This window comes from Cupriavidus cauae, from assembly GCF_008632125.1.
Taxonomy (GTDB): Bacteria; Pseudomonadota; Gammaproteobacteria; order Burkholderiales; family Burkholderiaceae; genus Cupriavidus; species Cupriavidus cauae.
Genome location: NZ_VWRN01000005.1, coordinates 44,929 through 61,418 on the forward strand (window position 1 = coordinate 44,929; position 16,490 = coordinate 61,418).

Annotated in this window: 17 protein-coding genes; 13 read left to right on the forward strand and 4 right to left on the reverse strand. The window is 68.1% G+C overall.

Annotation, left to right across the window (positions count from 1 at the left end):
- The first annotated feature begins 23 nt into the window (after window positions 1-23).
- The 10 genes from F1599_RS01150 (at window position 24) to ftsB (ending at window position 10,146) form a co-directional block, all read left to right on the forward strand.
- A complete protein-coding gene (locus F1599_RS01150; protein ID WP_149319295.1) occupies window positions 24-533 on the forward strand; it encodes a gluconokinase in 510 nt (169 codons plus the stop codon).
- Between the two features lie 210 nt (window positions 534-743).
- Window positions 744-2,216, forward strand: a complete 1,473-nt coding sequence (locus tag F1599_RS01155; RefSeq protein WP_150081837.1) for a circularly permuted type 2 ATP-grasp protein — start codon at window positions 744-746, stop codon at window positions 2,214-2,216.
- A 105-nt stretch (window positions 2,217-2,321) separates the two neighbouring features.
- Window positions 2,322-3,275, forward strand: a complete 954-nt coding sequence (locus F1599_RS01160) for an alpha-E domain-containing protein (protein ID WP_150081839.1) — start codon at window positions 2,322-2,324, stop codon at window positions 3,273-3,275.
- A 71-nt stretch (window positions 3,276-3,346) separates the two neighbouring features.
- Window positions 3,347-4,165: a transglutaminase family protein gene (locus F1599_RS01165; protein ID WP_187829265.1), complete on the forward strand. Its 819-nt coding sequence runs from the start codon at window positions 3,347-3,349 to the stop codon at window positions 4,163-4,165.
- Window positions 4,166-4,371: 206 nt separating this feature from the next.
- Complete coding sequence (locus tag F1599_RS01170; protein WP_149319291.1) at window positions 4,372-5,193, forward strand: peptidase; 822 nt, start codon at window positions 4,372-4,374, stop codon at window positions 5,191-5,193.
- A gap of 136 nt (window positions 5,194-5,329) precedes the next feature.
- The gene (locus tag F1599_RS01175) at window positions 5,330-6,985 is read left to right on the forward strand and encodes a CTP synthase (protein WP_149319290.1); all 1,656 of its coding nucleotides are present in this window, start codon (window positions 5,330-5,332) and stop codon (window positions 6,983-6,985) included.
- A 24-nt stretch (window positions 6,986-7,009) separates the two neighbouring features.
- On the forward strand, window positions 7,010-7,879 hold the full coding sequence (gene kdsA / locus F1599_RS01180; RefSeq protein WP_150081841.1) for a 3-deoxy-8-phosphooctulonate synthase: 870 nt from the start codon (window positions 7,010-7,012) through the stop codon (window positions 7,877-7,879).
- A gap of 139 nt (window positions 7,880-8,018) precedes the next feature.
- Entirely contained in the window at window positions 8,019-8,309 is a 291-nt protein-coding gene (locus tag F1599_RS01185) for a DUF1330 domain-containing protein (RefSeq protein ID WP_006576078.1), read from the forward strand.
- A gap of 124 nt (window positions 8,310-8,433) precedes the next feature.
- Window positions 8,434-9,723: a phosphopyruvate hydratase gene (gene eno, locus F1599_RS01190; RefSeq protein ID WP_149319288.1), complete on the forward strand. Its 1,290-nt coding sequence runs from the start codon at window positions 8,434-8,436 to the stop codon at window positions 9,721-9,723.
- Window positions 9,724-9,804: 81 nt separating this feature from the next.
- A complete protein-coding gene (ftsB, locus tag F1599_RS01195) occupies window positions 9,805-10,146 on the forward strand; it encodes a cell division protein FtsB (RefSeq protein ID WP_149319287.1) in 342 nt (113 codons plus the stop codon).
- A gap of 39 nt (window positions 10,147-10,185) precedes the next feature.
- Here ftsB and F1599_RS01200 read toward each other — a convergent pair whose 3' ends face one another.
- The 3 genes from F1599_RS01200 to F1599_RS01210 form a co-directional block, all read right to left on the reverse strand.
- Window positions 10,186-10,590 carry a hypothetical protein gene (locus F1599_RS01200; protein ID WP_150081843.1) on the reverse strand — a complete coding sequence of 135 codons (405 nt, stop codon included), beginning with the start codon at window positions 10,588-10,590 and terminating at the stop codon, window positions 10,186-10,188.
- Between the two features lie 205 nt (window positions 10,591-10,795).
- A complete protein-coding gene (gene hslO, locus F1599_RS01205) occupies window positions 10,796-11,824 on the reverse strand; it encodes an Hsp33 family molecular chaperone HslO (RefSeq protein WP_150081846.1) in 1,029 nt (342 codons plus the stop codon).
- Window positions 11,825-11,861: 37 nt separating this feature from the next.
- Window positions 11,862-12,386 (reverse strand): gamma carbonic anhydrase family protein, encoded by a 525-nt coding sequence (locus F1599_RS01210; protein ID WP_149319284.1) that lies wholly within the window; start codon window positions 12,384-12,386, stop codon window positions 11,862-11,864.
- Window positions 12,387-12,575: 189 nt separating this feature from the next.
- Here F1599_RS01210 and F1599_RS01215 point away from each other — a divergent pair, with 189 nt between their 5' ends.
- Window positions 12,576-13,460 carry a ferritin-like domain-containing protein gene (locus tag F1599_RS01215; protein ID WP_150081848.1) on the forward strand — a complete coding sequence of 295 codons (885 nt, stop codon included), beginning with the start codon at window positions 12,576-12,578 and terminating at the stop codon, window positions 13,458-13,460.
- A gap of 86 nt (window positions 13,461-13,546) precedes the next feature.
- Here F1599_RS01215 and F1599_RS01220 read toward each other — a convergent pair whose 3' ends face one another.
- Window positions 13,547-15,301: an acyl-CoA synthetase gene (locus F1599_RS01220; RefSeq protein ID WP_150081850.1), complete on the reverse strand. Its 1,755-nt coding sequence runs from the start codon at window positions 15,299-15,301 to the stop codon at window positions 13,547-13,549.
- Here F1599_RS01220 and F1599_RS01225 point away from each other — a divergent pair.
- Window positions 15,300-15,593 (forward strand): hypothetical protein, encoded by a 294-nt coding sequence (locus F1599_RS01225; protein WP_150081853.1) that lies wholly within the window; start codon window positions 15,300-15,302, stop codon window positions 15,591-15,593. The genes F1599_RS01220 and F1599_RS01225 overlap by 2 nt on opposite strands.
- A complete protein-coding gene (locus F1599_RS01230) occupies window positions 15,590-16,483 on the forward strand; it encodes an alpha/beta fold hydrolase (RefSeq protein ID WP_150081855.1) in 894 nt (297 codons plus the stop codon). Before F1599_RS01225 ends, F1599_RS01230 begins: the two co-directional genes overlap by 4 nt.
- Window positions 16,484-16,490: the final 7 nt, after the last annotated feature.

The window sequence follows — 16,490 nt, forward strand, 5'->3', positions numbered from 1 at the left end:
CGATCCTGATCGATGGAGCAGACATGATCTATATCCTGATGGGCGTCTCCGGCAGCGGCAAGACCACGGTCGGCTCGCTGCTGGCGCAGGCCCTGCACTGCGGCTTCCATGACGCCGACGAATTCCACAGCGCCGCCAACAAGGCCAAGATGGCCGCCGGCATTCCGCTGACCGACGAGGACCGCTGGCCCTGGCTGGACGCGATGCGCGCCGCCATCGACCAGGCCCGCGCCGAGGGCCGCCCGCACGTCTTCACCTGCTCCGCGCTGCGCCAGATCTATCGCGACCGCCTGACGCCGCCCGACGGCGGGGTCAGCTTCATCTACCTGAAGGGCGATATCGACGTGCTGCGCACGCGCCTGGCCGGCCGCAGCGGGCATTTCTTCGATCCCAAGCTGCTGCAGAGCCAGCTCGATACGCTCGAGGAGCCGCGCGACGCGCTGGTGCTCGATATCCGCAAGCCCCCGGAGGAACTGGTGCGCCAGATCCTGGCCGAGCGTCCGCCCGTCCGCGGCAGCCAGCCCGTGCACTGAAATGGTGTGCGGGGCGGCGTCCCCGCGCCATTGCGTGGCGCCACGCCGCGCCAACACGCCGTTCGCGACCCGTCTTCCATTGGCAGGCATCTTGCTTGAATGTCTGCCAAGGCACCTGGCCTCCTTCTCGGGGGCGGCGGCCGGACGTATGCTGTAGAAGTCAACGATGCGCGGCGGCCGGTCGGGCGCCCGGTACTGGGGGAGGGCATCATGGCGGCGGGGTTTTTCGATGAAATGCTGGACTGGCGCGGCGATGCGCCCCCGAACATCGCCGCCGGGCAGGCGTTGTCGCCGGACGCGATCCGGCCGCACTACCGCCAGTTCGCCGACTGGCTGGCGCGCCAGTCGGGCGCGACCATGGCCAACAAGCGTGCCGAGGCCGACCTGGTGTTCCGGCGCGTGGGCATCACCTTCGCCGTCTATGGCGACAAGGACGAGGCCAACAGCGGCACCGAGCGCACCATCCCCTTCGACGTGATTCCGCGCATCTTTCCGGCCGGCGAATGGGCGCTGCTGGAGAAGGGCCTGCGCCAGCGCGTCGCCGCGCTGAACCGCTTCATCCACGACATCTATCACGGCCAGGACATCATCCGCGCCGGCGTGATCCCGCCCGAGCAGGTCTACGACAACGCGCAATACCGGCCGGAGATGCTGGGCATCGACGTGCCGCGCGACATCTATGCGCATGTCGCCGGCATCGACGTGGTGCGCGCGGGAGAGGGCGAGTTCTATGTGCTCGAGGACAATCTGCGGGTGCCTTCGGGGGTCTCCTACATGCTCGAGAACCGCAAGATGATGATGCGCTTGTTCCCCGAGCTGTTCGCGCGCAACCGCGTCGCGCCGGTGGCCCACTATCCCGACCTGCTGCTCGACATGCTGCGCAGCGTGTCGCCGCAGGGCGTGGCCGATCCGACCGTGGTGGTGCTGACGCCGGGCATGTACAACTCCGCCTACTTCGAGCACGCGTTCCTCGCGCAGCAGATGGGCATCGAACTGGTCGAGGGCAGCGACCTGTTCGTGCAGGACGACCATCTGTACATGCGCACCACGCAGGGGCCGCAGCGCGTCGACGTGATCTACCGCCGCGTCGACGACGACTTTCTCGATCCGCTGGTGTTCCGGCCCGATTCGACGCTGGGCGCGGCCGGCCTGCTGGCGGTCTATCGCGCCGGCAATGTCACGGTCTGCAATGCGATCGGCACCGGCGTCGCCGACGACAAGTCGATCTATCCCTATGTGCCCGAGATGATCCGCTTCTATCTGGGCGAGGAACCGCTGCTGGCCAACGTGCCGACCTGGATGTGCCGGCGCCCGGACGACCTGCAGTACGTGCTCGACCATATGGACGAGCTGGTGGTCAAGGAAACGCACGGGGCCGGCGGCTACGGCATGCTGGTCGGGCCGGCGGCGACGCGCGCCGAGATCGACGCCTTCCGCGAGGTGGTCAAGGCGCGGCCGGATCAGTACATCGCGCAGCCGACGCTGGCGCTGTCGACCTGTCCGACCTATGTGGAGGCCGGCATCGCGCCGCGCCATATCGATCTGCGGCCGTTCGTGCTGTCGGGCAAGGAGGTGCGCATGGTGCCGGGCGGGCTGACGCGCGTCGCGCTGCGCGAGGGGTCGCTGGTGGTCAATTCCTCGCAGGGCGGCGGCACCAAGGACACCTGGGTGCTGGAGCGCTGAGCCGACGAACCTTCGAGCCATCGAGCCTTCAAGCTTCAATCCTTCGCACCTTTCCGCAGCCATTGCCGACCCCGCGATCTTCCGACCGGACCACGGAGAGCCATCATGCTGAGCCGCACCGCCGACCACCTGTTCTGGATGGCGCGCTACACCGAGCGCGCCGAGAACACCGCGCGCATGCTCGACGTCAATTACCAGACCTCGCTGCTGCCGCAATCGCTCGAGGTGGCCGAGCAGGGCTGGTGGGCGATGCTCGATATCTCCGAGCTGACGCACGCGTTCGACCACAAGTACGGCCTGCTGTCGCGCGAGGACGTGATCGACTTCATGGTGCGCGACATGACCAACCCGTCGTCGATCATGAGCTGCCTGCGCGCGGCGCGCGAGAACGCGCGGGCCGTGCGCGGTTCGCTGACCACCGAGGTGTGGGAGACGCTGAACACCACCTGGCTGGACGTGCAGCGGATGATCTCGGACGGCGTGCTGCGCGACGATCCGTCGCAGTTCTTCGAATGGGTCAAGTTCCGCTCGCACCTGGCGCGCGGCGTGCAGTTCGGCACCATGCTCAAGGACGACGCCTTCCACTTCATGCGGCTGGGCACCTTCCTGGAGCGCGCGGACAACACCGCGCGGATCCTCGACGTCAAGTTCCAGGCCACCGGCAGCGAGAACGGCGGCACCGAACGGACCGAGCAGGACTTCTATCACTGGGCCGCGGTGCTGCGCTCGGTGTCGGGCTTCGAGGTCTACCGCAAGATCTACCGCACGGTGATCACACCGGTGCGCGTCGCCGAACTGCTGATCCTGCGGCCCGACATGCCGCGCTCGCTGGTGTCGAGCATGGACGAGGTGGTGGCGATCCTGGCGCTGGTGCGCAACCAGCAGTCGGCCGAGACCGAGCGGCAGGCTGGTAAACTGCATGCCGACCTCAAATACGCGCGCATCGACGACATCTTCGCGGTCGGACTGCACGCTTTCCTGACCAGCTTCCTGGAACGCATCGGCGATCTGGGCAGCGGCATCAGCCGGGACTTCCTGGTGCCGCCGCTGGCAGCCTGACCGATGGATTCGCCCACCGACGCGCCAGGCGTACCTGCCGGGCGGATCTGGCGGCGCAGCGCAACATGACCGTGAAATACCAGATCCACCATCGCACCGTTTACCGCTATGCCGAGCCGGTGATCCGCAGCGTTCACGAGCTGCGGCTGGCGCCGCGCTCCGGCCCGCTGCAGCGCGTGCACCAATGGCAGCTGTCGGTGCCGGGCAATCTGTCCGAGGCGCTCGACGGCTTCGGCAATATCGTCCATCAGTTCACGCTGGCGCGGCCGGCCGACACCATCACAATCGCCGCCAGCGGCGAAGTCGAGATCACGCCGGCCTCCGATGCCGACGGCTGCTTCAGCGACGCGCCGCCGCCGGGCGAGGCGCGTGTGTCGCCGCTGTACTTCCGCAGCGGCACGCCGCTGACCAGCGCGCCCGACGAACTGAGGACGTTCGCCGCCCCGTATCTGGCCGCCGGCCATGATCCCGCCGCGCTGCTGGCGCTGGCCCAGGGCATCGGCGAGCGCGTGCGCTACCAGCCCAATGCCACCGATGTCGGCACCAGCGCCGCCGAGGCCTTCGCGCTGGGCGCGGGCGTGTGCCAGGACCAGGCGCAGGTGATGGTGGCCGCCTGCCGCGCCTTCGGCATTCCGGCGCGCTATGTCAGCGGCTATTTCCACGACCCCGCGGCCACCGAGCTGGCCAGCCACGCCTGGGCCGACCTGTGTGTCGATACCGGGCGGGAGCGCTGGTGCAGCATCGACGTGACGCACGGCTGCTTCACCGATACCCGCCATATCCGCCTCGCGGTGGGGCGCGACTACCGCTCGGCGGCGCCGATCCGCGGCGTGCGCGAGGGCGGCGGCACCGAATCGCTGTCGGTGCAGATCCTGATCGAGCCGGCCTGAGTCCTGCATTGCGCCGCAGCGTGCCGCTACGTGCGGCTACGTGTCGCCGTGGGGCCCCGGGTCGCCACGGGTCGCCACGGCTCGCCACGGCTCGCTGTGGGGCCGATAAGGGGCCGTGACAGGGGACGCCCGGCGAGGGCGCTAGAATGCCGGGATGCTCCCCGCGCGTTCCGCCGCGCGCCATGTCACCACAATAAGACAACACCATGACGTACTGTGTAGCCATGCGGCTCGATGCCGGCCTGGTATTCCTGTCCGACTCGCGCACCAATGCGGGCGTCGACGCGATCTCGACGGCCCGCAAGATGACGGTGTTCGAGGAGCCCGGCGACCGCGTCATGGTGCTGATGACCGCCGGCAATCTCGCCATCAGCCAGTCGATCCGCCAGATCCTGATGGAAAGCCGCGACAGCAAACGCTCGCTGTGGACCGCGCGCGATATGTTCGAGGCCGCCTCGATCGTCGGCGACGCAGTGCGCCAGGTGCACCGCCGCGATGCCGATGCGCTGCGCGATGCCGGCATCGAGTTCAACGTCAGCCTGATCTTCGGCGGCCAGATCGGCCGCGAGCGGGTGCGGTTGTTCAACGTCTATGCGGCCGGCAATTTCGTCGAGGCGACGCCGGAGAACTGCTACTTCCAGATTGGCGAGGCCAAGTACGGCAAGCCGATCATCGACCGCGTGGTGCATCCCTCGTTGCCGCTGGCCGAAGGGGCCAAGTGCGCGCTGATCTCGATGGACTCGACGCTCAAGTCCAATATCTCGGTGGGCCTGCCGCTGGACCTGCTGGTCTACGAAGCCGATTCGCTGCACGTCACGCGCTTTGCCACCATCGACGACCGCAATCCGTATTTCTGCATGATCCGCGAGACCTGGGGCCAGCGCCTGCGCCAGGTGTTCGGCGAGATCGACAACCCGGAATGGGACGCCGCCGCGCCGGCCCAACATCCGCTGACGCGGCAGGGCGAGGGCGACCGCTGGGGACAGCCGGTGCGGGCCCGGCGCGAGCGTCCGCGCGAACCGCAGTGAACGGGGCGGCGAGGGCTCGCGCGAGGCCGGGTCCGCCGCCGAAACGGCACGCGAGCGGACAGTCCGGCACGCCGATTCCGCCCGTCCATCCGGCCTCGCTCATGTATAATCCCGATTTCCCCGGCAAGCTCGGTTTATGACCAAATTCGTCTTCGTCACCGGTGGCGTCGTCTCTTCCCTCGGCAAGGGCATCGCTGCCGCCTCGCTCGCGGCTATTCTCGAGTCGCGCGGCCTCAAAGTCACCCTCCTCAAGCTCGATCCCTACATCAACGTCGATCCCGGCACGATGAGCCCCTTCCAGCATGGCGAAGTATTCGTCACGGAAGACGGCGCGGAGACCGACCTGGATCTTGGCCACTACGAGCGCTTCGTCTCGGCCAAGATGCGCAAGTCGAACAACTTCACCACGGGCCAGATCTACGAATCGGTGATCCGCAAGGAGCGGCGCGGCGAATACCTGGGCAAGACCGTGCAGGTGATCCCGCATATCACCAACGAGATCCAGGCCTTCATCGAGAAGGGCGCGGCCGCCTCGCACGAAGGCAAGGCCGACGTGGCGCTGGTCGAGATCGGCGGAACCGTCGGCGATATCGAATCGCTGCCGTTCCTCGAGGCCGCCCGCCAGATGAGCCTGCGCATGGGCCGCAACCACGCGGCCTTCGTCCATCTGACGCTGGTGCCGTTCATCGCCAGCGCCGGCGAGCTCAAGACCAAGCCCACCCAGCACTCGGTGCAGAAGCTGCGCGAGATCGGCATCTCGCCGACGGCGCTGCTGTGCCGCGCCGACCGGCCGATTCCGGACGACGAGCGCGCCAAGATCTCGCTGTTCGCCAATATCCCGCAGGAAGCGGTGATCTCGGTGTGGGACGTCGACAGCATCTACAAGATCCCCCAGATGCTCAACGAGCAGGGCCTGGACCGGCTGATCTGCGAGGAGCTGCGCCTGGATCCGAAGCCGGCCGATCTGTCGATGTGGCAGAAGCTGGTCAACGCGCAGGAAAACCCCGAACACGAAGTGACGATCGGCATGGTCGGCAAGTACGTCGATCTGACCGAGTCGTACAAGTCGCTGATCGAGGCGCTGCGCCACGCGGGCATGCATACCGCGACCCGCGTCAATATCGAATACATCGATTCCGAGGAACTGGAATCGGGCCATCTCGAAGTGCTCAAGCCCCTGGACGCGATCCTGGTGCCGGGCGGCTTCGGCAAGCGCGGCACCGAGGGCAAGATCCGCGCGATCCAGTACGCGCGCGAGAACAAGGTGCCGTACCTGGGCATCTGCCTGGGCATGCAGCTGGCGGTGATCGAGTTCGCCCGCCATGTGGCCGGCATGCGCGATGCCAATTCGACGGAGTTCAGCCTCGAGACCGAACACCCGGTGGTCGCCTTGATCACCGAATGGGTCGACCGCGACGGCAAGGTCGAGCAGCGCTCGGCCGATTCGGATCTGGGCGGCACCATGCGCCTGGGCGCGCAGCGCGTGCCGGTCAAGCCGGACACCAAGGCCGCGCAGATCTACGGTGCCGAGGTCAACGAGCGGCATCGCCACCGCTACGAGGTCAACAATCACTACGTGCCGCAGCTGGAGCAGGCCGGCATGGTGATTTCGGCCCGCACCCCGACCGAGAACCTGCCCGAGATGATGGAACTGCCGGCCCAACTGCATCCGTGGTTCGTCGGCGTGCAGTTCCACCCGGAATTCACCTCGACGCCGCGCGAAGGCCATCCGCTGTTCAAGGCCTACGTGGAAGCGGCGCTGGCCGGCCAACAGCGGCGCAAGGGCGCCTGAAGCGGCCGATAGCAGGAGAGCAAGATGAAATTGTGTGGATTCGATGTCGGCCTGAACCAGCCGTTTTTCCTGATCGCCGGTCCCTGCGTGATCGAGTCGGAGCAGATGGCGCTCGATACCGCGGGCGCGCTGAAGACGATCACCAGCGAACTGGGCATCCCCTTCATCTACAAGTCGTCGTTCGACAAGGCGAACCGCTCGTCGGGGAAGTCCTTCCGCGGACTGGGCATGGAGAAGGGGCTGGAGATCCTGGTCACGGTCAAGCGCGAGATCGGCGTGCCGGTGCTGACCGACATCCACGAGATCGACGAGATCGCGCCGGTGGCCGCGGTGGTCGACGTGCTGCAGACGCCGGCCTTCCTGTGCCGGCAGACCGATTTCATCCGCGCCTGCGCGCAGAGCGGCAAGCCGGTCAATATCAAGAAGGGCCAGTTCCTGGCCCCGGGCGACATGAAGAACGTCATCGACAAGGCCCGCGACGCCGCGCGCGAAGCCGGCCTGCCCGAGGACAGCTTCATGGCCTGCGAGCGCGGCGTGTCGTTCGGCTATAACAACCTGGTCTCCGACATGCGCTCGCTGGCGATCATGCGCGAGACCGGCGCGCCGGTGGTGTTCGACGCGACCCACTCGGTGCAGCTGCCGGGCGGGCAGGGCACCAGCTCGGGCGGCCAGCGCGAGTTCGTGCCGGTGCTGGCGCGCGCCGCGGTGGCGGTCGGCATCGCGGGCCTCTTCATGGAGACCCACCCCGATCCGAGCAAGGCGATGTCGGACGGTCCCAATGCCGTGCCGCTGTCGCGCATGCGAGAACTGCTGGCCGTGCTGAAGGATCTGGACGCGCTGACCAAGCGCGCCGGCTTCCTCGAAGACAATTTCGGCTGGCCGGCCTGCGCCTGAGCGCGCAGCGCCAACCGTCAATCGTTCAATCGTTCAATCGTCAGCTGCAACGGCCCTCGCGCCGATCACCGATTCCGCACGTTGCCGCCGTCATCGGGCGGCAACGTTGACAACCATAAGATTCATCCTGGAGATACGCATGGCCGCCGGCTACATCATCGCCTACGTCGACGTCACCGATCCGCAGCAGTACGAGCAGTACAAGGTCCTGTCCAGCAAGGCCATGCAGGAGCATGGCGCCGAGGTGCTGGTGCGCGGCGGCCGCACGGTCCCGCTCGAAGGCGAATGGGCGCCCACCCGCGTGGTGCTGCTGAAGTTCCCCAGCGTCGAGGCGGCCCAGGCCTTCCATGACGGCGAGACCTATCGCGCCGCCCGCAAGGCGCGCGAGCATGCGGCCCGGATGAACATGATCGTGGTCGAGGGCGTTTGAGCCTCGACCGGGGCGTTGCCTGACGCGGGTCTCCACGCGGAGCGCCTGGCGCGCGGTGCAACGCCGTACCAGACGCAGTGCATCGACATACCGAGCTTCACCAGATCTAGATCAAGAGGAATCCATGAGTGCAATCGTAGATATCATCGGTCGCGAGGTTCTCGACTCGCGCGGCAACCCGACCGTCGAATGCGACGTTCTGCTCGAATCGGGCGTGATGGGTCGCGCCGCGGTGCCGTCGGGCGCGTCGACCGGCTCGCGTGAGGCGATCGAACTGCGCGATGGCGACAAGTCGCGCTATCTGGGCAAGGGCGTGCTGAAGGCCGTCGAGCACATCAACACCGAGATCTCCGAAGCCATCATGGGCCTGGACGCCGCCGAGCAGGCCTTCCTGGACCGCACGCTGATCGATCTGGACGGCACCGAGAACAAGAGCCGCCTGGGCGCCAACGCGATGCTGGCCGTGTCGATGGCGGTGGCCAAGGCCGCCGCCGAGGAAGCCGGCCTGCCGCTGTACCGCTACTTCGGCGGTTCGGGCGCGATGCAGATGCCGGTGCCGATGATGAACATCGTCAATGGCGGCGCGCACGCCAACAACAGCCTGGACATCCAGGAATTCATGATCATGCCGGTGTCGCAGAAGAGCTTCCGTGAAGCGCTGCGCTGCGGCGCCGAGGTGTTCCACGCGCTGAAGAAGATCCTGGCCGACAAGGGCATGTCGACCGCGGTCGGCGACGAAGGCGGCTTCGCGCCGAACTTCGCCTCGAACGAGGAATGCCTGAACACCATCCTGCAGGCGATCGAGAAGGCCGGCTATCGCGCCGGCGAGGACGTGCTGCTGGCGCTGGACTGCGCATCGAGCGAGTTCTTCCGCGAAGGCGAGGACCTGTATCACCTGGAAGGCGAAGGCCTGACGCTGAATTCGACCCAATGGGCCGACTACCTGGCCAATCTGTGCGACAAGTTCCCGATCGTGTCGATCGAGGACGGCATGGCCGAAGGCGACTGGGACGGCTGGAAGGTGCTGACCGACAAGCTCGGCAAGCGCGTGCAGCTGGTCGGCGACGATCTGTTCGTCACCAACACCAAGATCCTGAAGGAAGGCATCGACAAGGGCATCGGCAACTCGATCCTGATCAAGATCAACCAGATCGGCACGCTGACCGAAACCTTCGCGGCGATCGAGATGGCCAAGCGCGCCGGTTACACGGCCGTGATCTCGCACCGTTCGGGCGAGACCGAGGACAGCACCATCGCCGATATCGCGGTGGGCACCAACGCCGGCCAGATCAAGACCGGCTCGCTGTCGCGTTCGGACCGCATCGCCAAGTACAACCAGCTGCTGCGCATCGAGGAAGACCTGGGCGACATCGCCAGCTACCCCGGCAAGAGCGCGTTCTACAATCTGCGCTAAGCCCGGGAGTCGGCAGGCGCCCGGCGGCCTCGGCCGCCGGCGCCTGCGGCCACCGCCCAGTCGTCCGTTTCCTGAATGCCCATGCGCCTGATTACGCTGCTGTTGTTCGTGGTGCTGCTCGCGATCCAGTATCCCCTGTGGCTGGGCAAGGGCGGCTGGTTGCGCGTGTGGGAATTGAACAAGCAGGTCGGCGAGCAGACCGCCCGCAACGAACAGCTCAAGCGCCGCAATGCCAAGCTCGAGGGCGAGGTGCTGGACCTGCAGGACGGCACCGGCGCGGTCGAGGAGCGGGCGCGCTACGAGCTCGGCATGGTCAAGGACGGCGAGGTGTTCATCCAGTTCGTCGCACCGGCCCCCAAGGTCAGCGCCACGCCGCCGCTGCCGCCGCCTCCGGCGGCCAAGCCGGGTTCCGGCGGGCACTGAGCGTCAGGCTGCCGCCGGCTCGCGTCTCACGCCAGCGCTTCACCACCACCAGTACGGATAACCGCCCCAGCCCCAATAGCCGGGCGACCCGATGCTGACCCCGCCGCCCCAGCGGCCGCGGCCCCATCCCCCGTAGTACAAACTCCAGCTCGACAGCGGATACGCCGGATAGGCGTAGGTCGATGCGCGCGCCCAGGCCTGGGCCTGCTGATCGCGGGCGATCGCAGCCTCCTGCTCGCGCAGCACCTGCTTGTTCAGTGCGTCCAGCCGCTTGCGTTCCTCGGCGCTGAGCGGCGCGGCAGGTGCGCGTGACGCGGTATCCGGCGCCAGCCGGGCGGTCGGCGGCGAGCCGTTGATGTCGCGCGGCAGATTGGCGGCGCACCCCGCGGCCAGCAGCGGCGCGGCCAGCAATGCAAGACGGATCGACGAAGGGATGGCCGGCATGATGACCTCCAGGCGGTGCGCGGATGTCGGGGAGACTTTGTTGACTTTGATTTTAGTGAGCCGGCAAAGTTTGCGGCCCGCGGGGCACCACAGGGTTTTTCCCCTCTCCCGCTGAGGGGAGAGGGAGAACAGACCGGGGGAACCGGTCAGCCTGGCCGGCAGAGCTCAGCGCTGCTCGGTGTCACTCCGTGCTGCTCAGCGCCGCTCAGTGCCGATGTCCCGCGCCCTCGCCGACCCCCGCCGGCATCGCCGCGCCGCTGAACAGCTGCGCGCAGTCGACCGGGTCGAAGCGGTACTCCTGGCCGCAGAAGTCGCAGTGGATCTCCACCGAGCCGCGCTCGGCGACGATGTCGTCGACCTCGGCCTGGCCCAGCGACTGCAGCATGTTCGCCACCTTGGTGCGCGAGCACGAGCAGCGGAAGTGCGGCGTGCCGGGTTCGAACACGCGCAGCCCGGCGTCCTGCAGGTCTTCCCAGAACAGCCGCCGCAGCAGCGTATCCGGCTGTTCGGCCAGCAGTTCCTCGGTCTTGAGCGTGGCGCCGAGCTGGCAGGCGCGGTCCCAGGTATCGAGATCCTGCGCGCGGCCGTGGGCCGACAGCGGCGCGCCGGTCTCGCCAACCTGTGCGGGCGGGCGGCCGGGCTTGCCTTCCATCGTGCCGCCGTAGGACGGCAGCTTCTGCAGCAGCATGCCGGCCGCGACGCGGTCGTCGGCGGCCAGCCACAGCCGCGTGTCAAGCTGCTCGGAGGCCTGCATATAGTGCTCGAGCACGGCGCTGATCGACGTCAGCGGACCATGGGCGTCGGCCAGCGGCACGATGCCCTGGTAGGGCTGCTGGCCCGGCAGCTTGTCGTGCGGGTCCAGCGTGATGGCAAAGCGCCCCTGGCCGTGCTGGTTGACCAGCTCGGCCAGCGTGGCATCGTCGGCGATCTCGACGCCTTCGGCCAGCTTCGCGGTGCCGCGCAGCGACAGGTCGGACAGGCATTCGACCACCAGCATGCGCACCGGCCCGTCGCCATGCAGCTGCATCACCAGCGCGCCGTTGAACTTCAGGTTGGCCGACAGCAGCGCGGCCGCGGCCATCATCTCGCCGAGCAGCCGGCGTACCGGGGCCGGATAGTGGTGGCGCTCCAGCGCTTCCTGCCAGGTCGATTGCAGCCGCACCAGCTCGCCGCGCACCGGGGCGGCGTCGAACAGGAATTTCTGCAGGGTGTCCGGGGTTTGGGTTTCAGTCACGATCATCCATCGGTGGGATCGGCCGGCGCGCGGGCGCTCAGCCGATGCGTTTCAATTCCTTCTTGTAGACGGCCTGGCGTGCCGCATACGTGTCGGTGTTGCGGTACAGGCCGGCCACTTCCTCGTCGCTCAGTTCGCGTACCGCCTTGGCGGGGGCGCCCAGGATCAGCGTGCGGTCGGGGAACACCTTGCCTTCGGTGACGATGGCGCCGGCGCCGACCAGGCATTCCTTGCCGATCACCGCGCGGTTCAGCACCACCGCCTGAATGCCGATCAGCGCGCCTTCGCCGATCGTGCAGCCGTGCAGCATCGCCTGGTGGCCGATGGTGACGCGGTCGCCGATCGTCAGCGGGCAGCCCGGGTCGGTGTGCAGCACGGCGCCTTCCTGCACGTTGGTCGCTTCGCCGACGACGATGGGCTCGTTGTCGCCCCGGATCACCGCGCCCGGCCAGACGCTGGCTCGCGCCTTGAGCGTCACGTTGCCGATGACGGTGGCTTCGGCAGCCACGTAGGCGTCGGCATCGATGGAAGGGGCGGTATCGCCGAGCTGGTAAAGCGACATGAGGTCTCCTGTACGGGGTTCGTTTCTAGATGGGGATGGCCGCCGGGCCTTAAAGGGCGGAACCCCGGGCGCAACACCCGGGCGCAACACCCGGGCGCAACACCGGGGCGCAACACCGGGGCGTAGGTCGTATGAGGCCGGGCGGCGCCGGCAAGGCTCTACAATCGCGGCAGACCGGATTTTACGCCCATGCCCGCCTACGCTGCCGAACCCGCCCCAGATCGCAATGCCACGGCGCCGATCGATCCAGATGCGGCCTCCTCGCCGCTTTCCCTGCGCCATCGGGCGCTCGCCGTGCTGGCGGAGCCCGATCCCGCCGCCAAGGCCGCCGCGGCCCGTGCATTGCGCGCCGCCTCACTGGAAGCCGGCGATGATGCCATCGGCGCCGCCCTGACGCTCGCCGCCGCCGGCCCGGTGCCTGGCCGCCCGGCGCGTCCCGAGCTGGTGCCGCCGCAGAAGGTCGAGCGGCGCGGCTCGCTGCAGAATCCGGCGGGGCGCGCGGTGCTGATCCACGCGCTGGCGCATATCGAGTTCAACGCGATCAATCTGGCGCTCGATGCGGTCTGGCGCTTTGCCGGCATGCCGGCGGGGTATTACCGCGACTGGCTGCAGGTGGCCGACGAGGAGGCGCTGCACTTCACGCTGCTGGCCGCGCACCTGCGCAAGCTGGGCTTCGCCTACGGCGATTTCCCGGCGCACAACAGCCTGTGGGAGATGGCGGACCGCACCGCCGGCGACGTGCTGGCGCGCATGGCGTTGGTGCCGCGCACGCTGGAGGCACGCGGGCTGGACGCCTCGCCGGTGGTCCGCACGCGGCTGGCCGACGCCGGCGATGCCGAGGCCGCGGCGATCATCGACATCATCCTGCGCGACGAGGTCGGCCACGTGGCGATCGGCAACCGCTGGTATCGCTGGCTATGCGCCGAGCGGGGCCTCGATCCTGTGACCACCTACGCCGAACTGGCCGAGCGCCACCAGGCGCCGCGGCTGCGGCCGCCGTTCAATCTGGCGGCGCGCCGCGCGGCCGGCTTCGACGAGGACGAACTGGCCTGGCTGACCGGCAGCGCCGGATAACCGGCAACCGGTGAAGGACCAACCGGCTGGCCCAACCGGCTGACCTCAACCAGCGGACTCAACCGGCTGCTCAACCGGCTGACCGCCTAGCCGTTGCCCACGCGCGGGGCCGCCGCACGCTGCCGCGCCGCCTCTTCCTCCTGCAAGCGCAACACGCGGCGCTGGATCTTGCCGGTGGTCGTCATCGGCAGCTGGTCGATGAAGGCGATCGCCTTCGGATACTCGTACGGCGCCAGCTGTCCCCGCACGTGCTGCTGCAGTTCGGCGACCAGCGCGGCCTCGGACTCGGCCGAGCGCTGCACGCCCGGCGTCAGCACGATGAAGGCCTTGACGATCGCGCCGCGCTCGGGGTCCGGCGACGGCACCACCGCGCAGTTCGACACCGCCGGATGCTTGAGCAGGCAGTTCTCGATCTCGCTCGGGCCGATGCGATAGCCCGAGGACTTGAAGACGTCGTCGGCGCGGCCCTGGTACCACAGGTAGCCGTCTTCATCGACGCGGGCGAGGTCGCCGGTGCGGCACCAGCGCAGGCCATCGTGCTCGACGAACTTGCCCTCGGTCGCCGCCTCGTTCTTCCAGTAGCCGAGGAAGAACACCGGATCGGGATGGCCGTGGATGTCGGTGGTGCAGACCGCCACCTCGCCGTCCTCGCCGGGCGGGCAGGGGCGGCCTTCGTCGTCGACCACGGCGACGCGGTGGCCGGGGTAGGGCCGTCCCATCGAGCCCGGCCGCGCCGGCCAGCCGAGCTGGCCATCGTCGTATTGCGCGGTGCAGTTGCCGACGATGTAGTTGATCTCGGTCTGGCCGAACATCTCGTTGACGATCACGCCGAAGGCCTCGCGGCACCAGTCGAACACGGTCTGGCCGACCGCCTCGCCGGCGCTCATCAGCGCGCGCAGCCGCAGGTCGTAGCGCTCGCGCGGGGCCGGGCAGGCTTTCATCATCTGCTTGAGCGCGGTCGGGAACAGGAAGGTGTTGGTGACGCGGTAGCGCTCCATCAGGCCGAAGGCGACCTCGGGCGAGAAGCGGCCCTGGTAGCCGACGATCGTCTTGCCGAAGTACAGCGCCGGCATCAGCGCGTCCCACAGGCCGCCGGTCCAGGCCCAGTCGGCGGGGCTCCAGAACACATCGTCCTCGCGCGGATACCAGTTCTGCGAGCAGACGAAGCCGGTCAGGTTGCCGATCAGCGCGCGGTGCGGCAGCAGCGCGCCCTTGGGCGGCCCGGTGGTGCCGCTGGTGTAGATCAGCACGGCGGCCTCGTCGGCCTTGGTCTGCTCGGCGGTGAAGTCGTCGGCCTGGTCCGCCAGCGCCGCGTCCCAGTCGCGGTCGCCGCGGCCCGCCGCTTCGCCGACGGCGATCACCGCCTGCAGCGCGGGGCAGTCGCCGCGCGCGGCGAGCAGATTGTCGATCGAGGTCTCGTCGGCGATCGCCACGCAGGCCTCGCTGTGCTGCAGGCGATAGCCCAGCGCCTCGGGGCCGAACAGCATCGACAGCGGCATCGCGATCGCGCCGAGCTGATAGACCGCCATATGCGCGACCACGGTTTCGATGCGTTGCGGCAGCACGATCGCCACCCGGTCGCCGCGCCGGACGCCCAGCTCGCGCAGCGCGTGCGACAACCGATTGGCGTCGCGCTGGATCTCGCCGTAGCGATGCGACGCACGCCGGCCATCCTCATGCTCGGTATGGACGGCGATCCGGTCGCGCGTGGCGGGATCGCGTGCCCAGCGGCCGCAGCACGCTTCGGCGAGATTGAAGGTTTCGGGTACGTGCCAGTGGAAGTCGCGGTAGAGCGCGGGATAGTCGTCGCGCCGGCTGTCCGGCAGCGAGGATGCGGCCATGGTGGTCTCCGTTCTTGTGTCCGCGGCGTCGGGCGCCGCGGATCTTGTTGGCATGCTGGCTGGCGTCGCGGACTCGCTTGTGGCTACAATCGCGGTAAATCGAACGAGCGTTCGATTTTGTCGGACTGAGGGCGTGGTGGCCATCGACGGCCGTCGCGGCAATCCTTGGCACGACCATCGTGACGATCGTGACCATCGCGATCAACGTGATCATCACGATCGCAATCATCACCACAGGCAGAGCAATCGCCGCAACCACACAGCCGACAAGGCGGGACAGGGCAGACCATGACGATCCGCGACACATCGCGCTCCGAATGTATCACGGTGCGTGGCCTCGATTACCACGTGCGCCACTGGGGCGAACCGGGCGCGCCGAAGCTGTTCCTGCTGCATGGCTGGATGGACGTGGCGGCCTCGTTCCAGTTCCTAGTCGACGCGCTGCAGGGCCGCTGGCACGCGATCGCGCCGGACTGGCGCGGCTTCGGCCAGACCGGCTGGCCGACCCGCCATCCGGGTACGGCGTCGTACTGGTTTCCCGACTATCTGGCCGATCTCGAAGTCCTGCTCGACCACTATCAGCCGGACGGCGCGGTGGACCTGGTCGGCCACAGCATGGGCGCCAATATCGCGTGCTTCTACGCCGGCGTGCGTCCCGAGCGGGTACGCCGCGTGGTGGACCTGGAGGGCTTCGGCATGACGGCCACTCGGCCAGAGCAGGCGCCGCGGCGCTTCGCCCGTTGGCTCGACGAATTGCGCGACCCGCCGACGCTGAAGACCTACGACAGCGTCGAGGCGGTCGCCGCGCGGCTGAAGAAAACCAATCCCCGGCTGCGCGACGACCGCGCGGCGTTTCTCGCCGAACACTGGTCGCGGCGCAACGCGGAAGGTCGCTGGGAGATCCTCGGCGATCCCGCGCACAAGCTGATCAATCCGGTGCTGTATCGCGTCGACGAGGCGATGGCGATCTGGGCCGCGGCGACCGCGCCGGTGCTGCACGTCGAGGCGCGCGACTCGGAGACGCTGCGCCATATCGCCCACAAGCAGAGCATCGCCGAATTCAAGCAGCGCTTCGCCGCGTTCCGCGATTTCCGCGAGGTGATTCTCGACGACGCCGGCCACATGCTGCATCACGACCAGCCCGAGGCGGTCGCGGGGCTGATCGAGTCGTTCTGCGGCTGAGCCCGCG

Excerpts from the sequence above, each read along its gene's own strand:
- F1599_RS01150 (WP_149319295.1), top strand. The coding sequence starts at position 24 with ATGATCTATATCCTGATGGGCGTCTCCGGCAGCGGCAAGACCACGGTC.
- F1599_RS01155 (WP_150081837.1), top strand. The coding sequence starts at position 744 with ATGGCGGCGGGGTTTTTCGATGAAATGCTGGACTGGCGCGGCGATGCG.
- F1599_RS01160 (WP_150081839.1), top strand. The coding sequence starts at position 2,322 with ATGCTGAGCCGCACCGCCGACCACCTGTTCTGGATGGCGCGCTACACC.
- F1599_RS01170 (WP_149319291.1), top strand. The coding sequence starts at position 4,372 with ATGACGTACTGTGTAGCCATGCGGCTCGATGCCGGCCTGGTATTCCTG.
- F1599_RS01175 (WP_149319290.1), top strand. The coding sequence starts at position 5,330 with ATGACCAAATTCGTCTTCGTCACCGGTGGCGTCGTCTCTTCCCTCGGC.
- kdsA (WP_150081841.1), top strand. The coding sequence starts at position 7,010 with ATGAAATTGTGTGGATTCGATGTCGGCCTGAACCAGCCGTTTTTCCTG.
- F1599_RS01185 (WP_006576078.1), top strand. The coding sequence starts at position 8,019 with ATGGCCGCCGGCTACATCATCGCCTACGTCGACGTCACCGATCCGCAG.
- eno (WP_149319288.1), top strand. The coding sequence starts at position 8,434 with ATGAGTGCAATCGTAGATATCATCGGTCGCGAGGTTCTCGACTCGCGC.
- ftsB (WP_149319287.1), top strand. The coding sequence starts at position 9,805 with ATGCGCCTGATTACGCTGCTGTTGTTCGTGGTGCTGCTCGCGATCCAG.
- F1599_RS01200 (WP_150081843.1), bottom strand. The coding sequence starts at position 10,590 with ATGCCGGCCATCCCTTCGTCGATCCGTCTTGCATTGCTGGCCGCGCCG.
- F1599_RS01210 (WP_149319284.1), bottom strand. The coding sequence starts at position 12,386 with ATGTCGCTTTACCAGCTCGGCGATACCGCCCCTTCCATCGATGCCGAC.
- F1599_RS01215 (WP_150081848.1), top strand. The coding sequence starts at position 12,576 with ATGCCCGCCTACGCTGCCGAACCCGCCCCAGATCGCAATGCCACGGCG.
- F1599_RS01225 (WP_150081853.1), top strand. The coding sequence starts at position 15,300 with ATGGTGGTCTCCGTTCTTGTGTCCGCGGCGTCGGGCGCCGCGGATCTT.
- F1599_RS01220 (WP_150081850.1), bottom strand. The coding sequence starts at position 15,301 with ATGGCCGCATCCTCGCTGCCGGACAGCCGGCGCGACGACTATCCCGCG.
- F1599_RS01230 (WP_150081855.1), top strand. The coding sequence starts at position 15,590 with ATGACGATCCGCGACACATCGCGCTCCGAATGTATCACGGTGCGTGGC.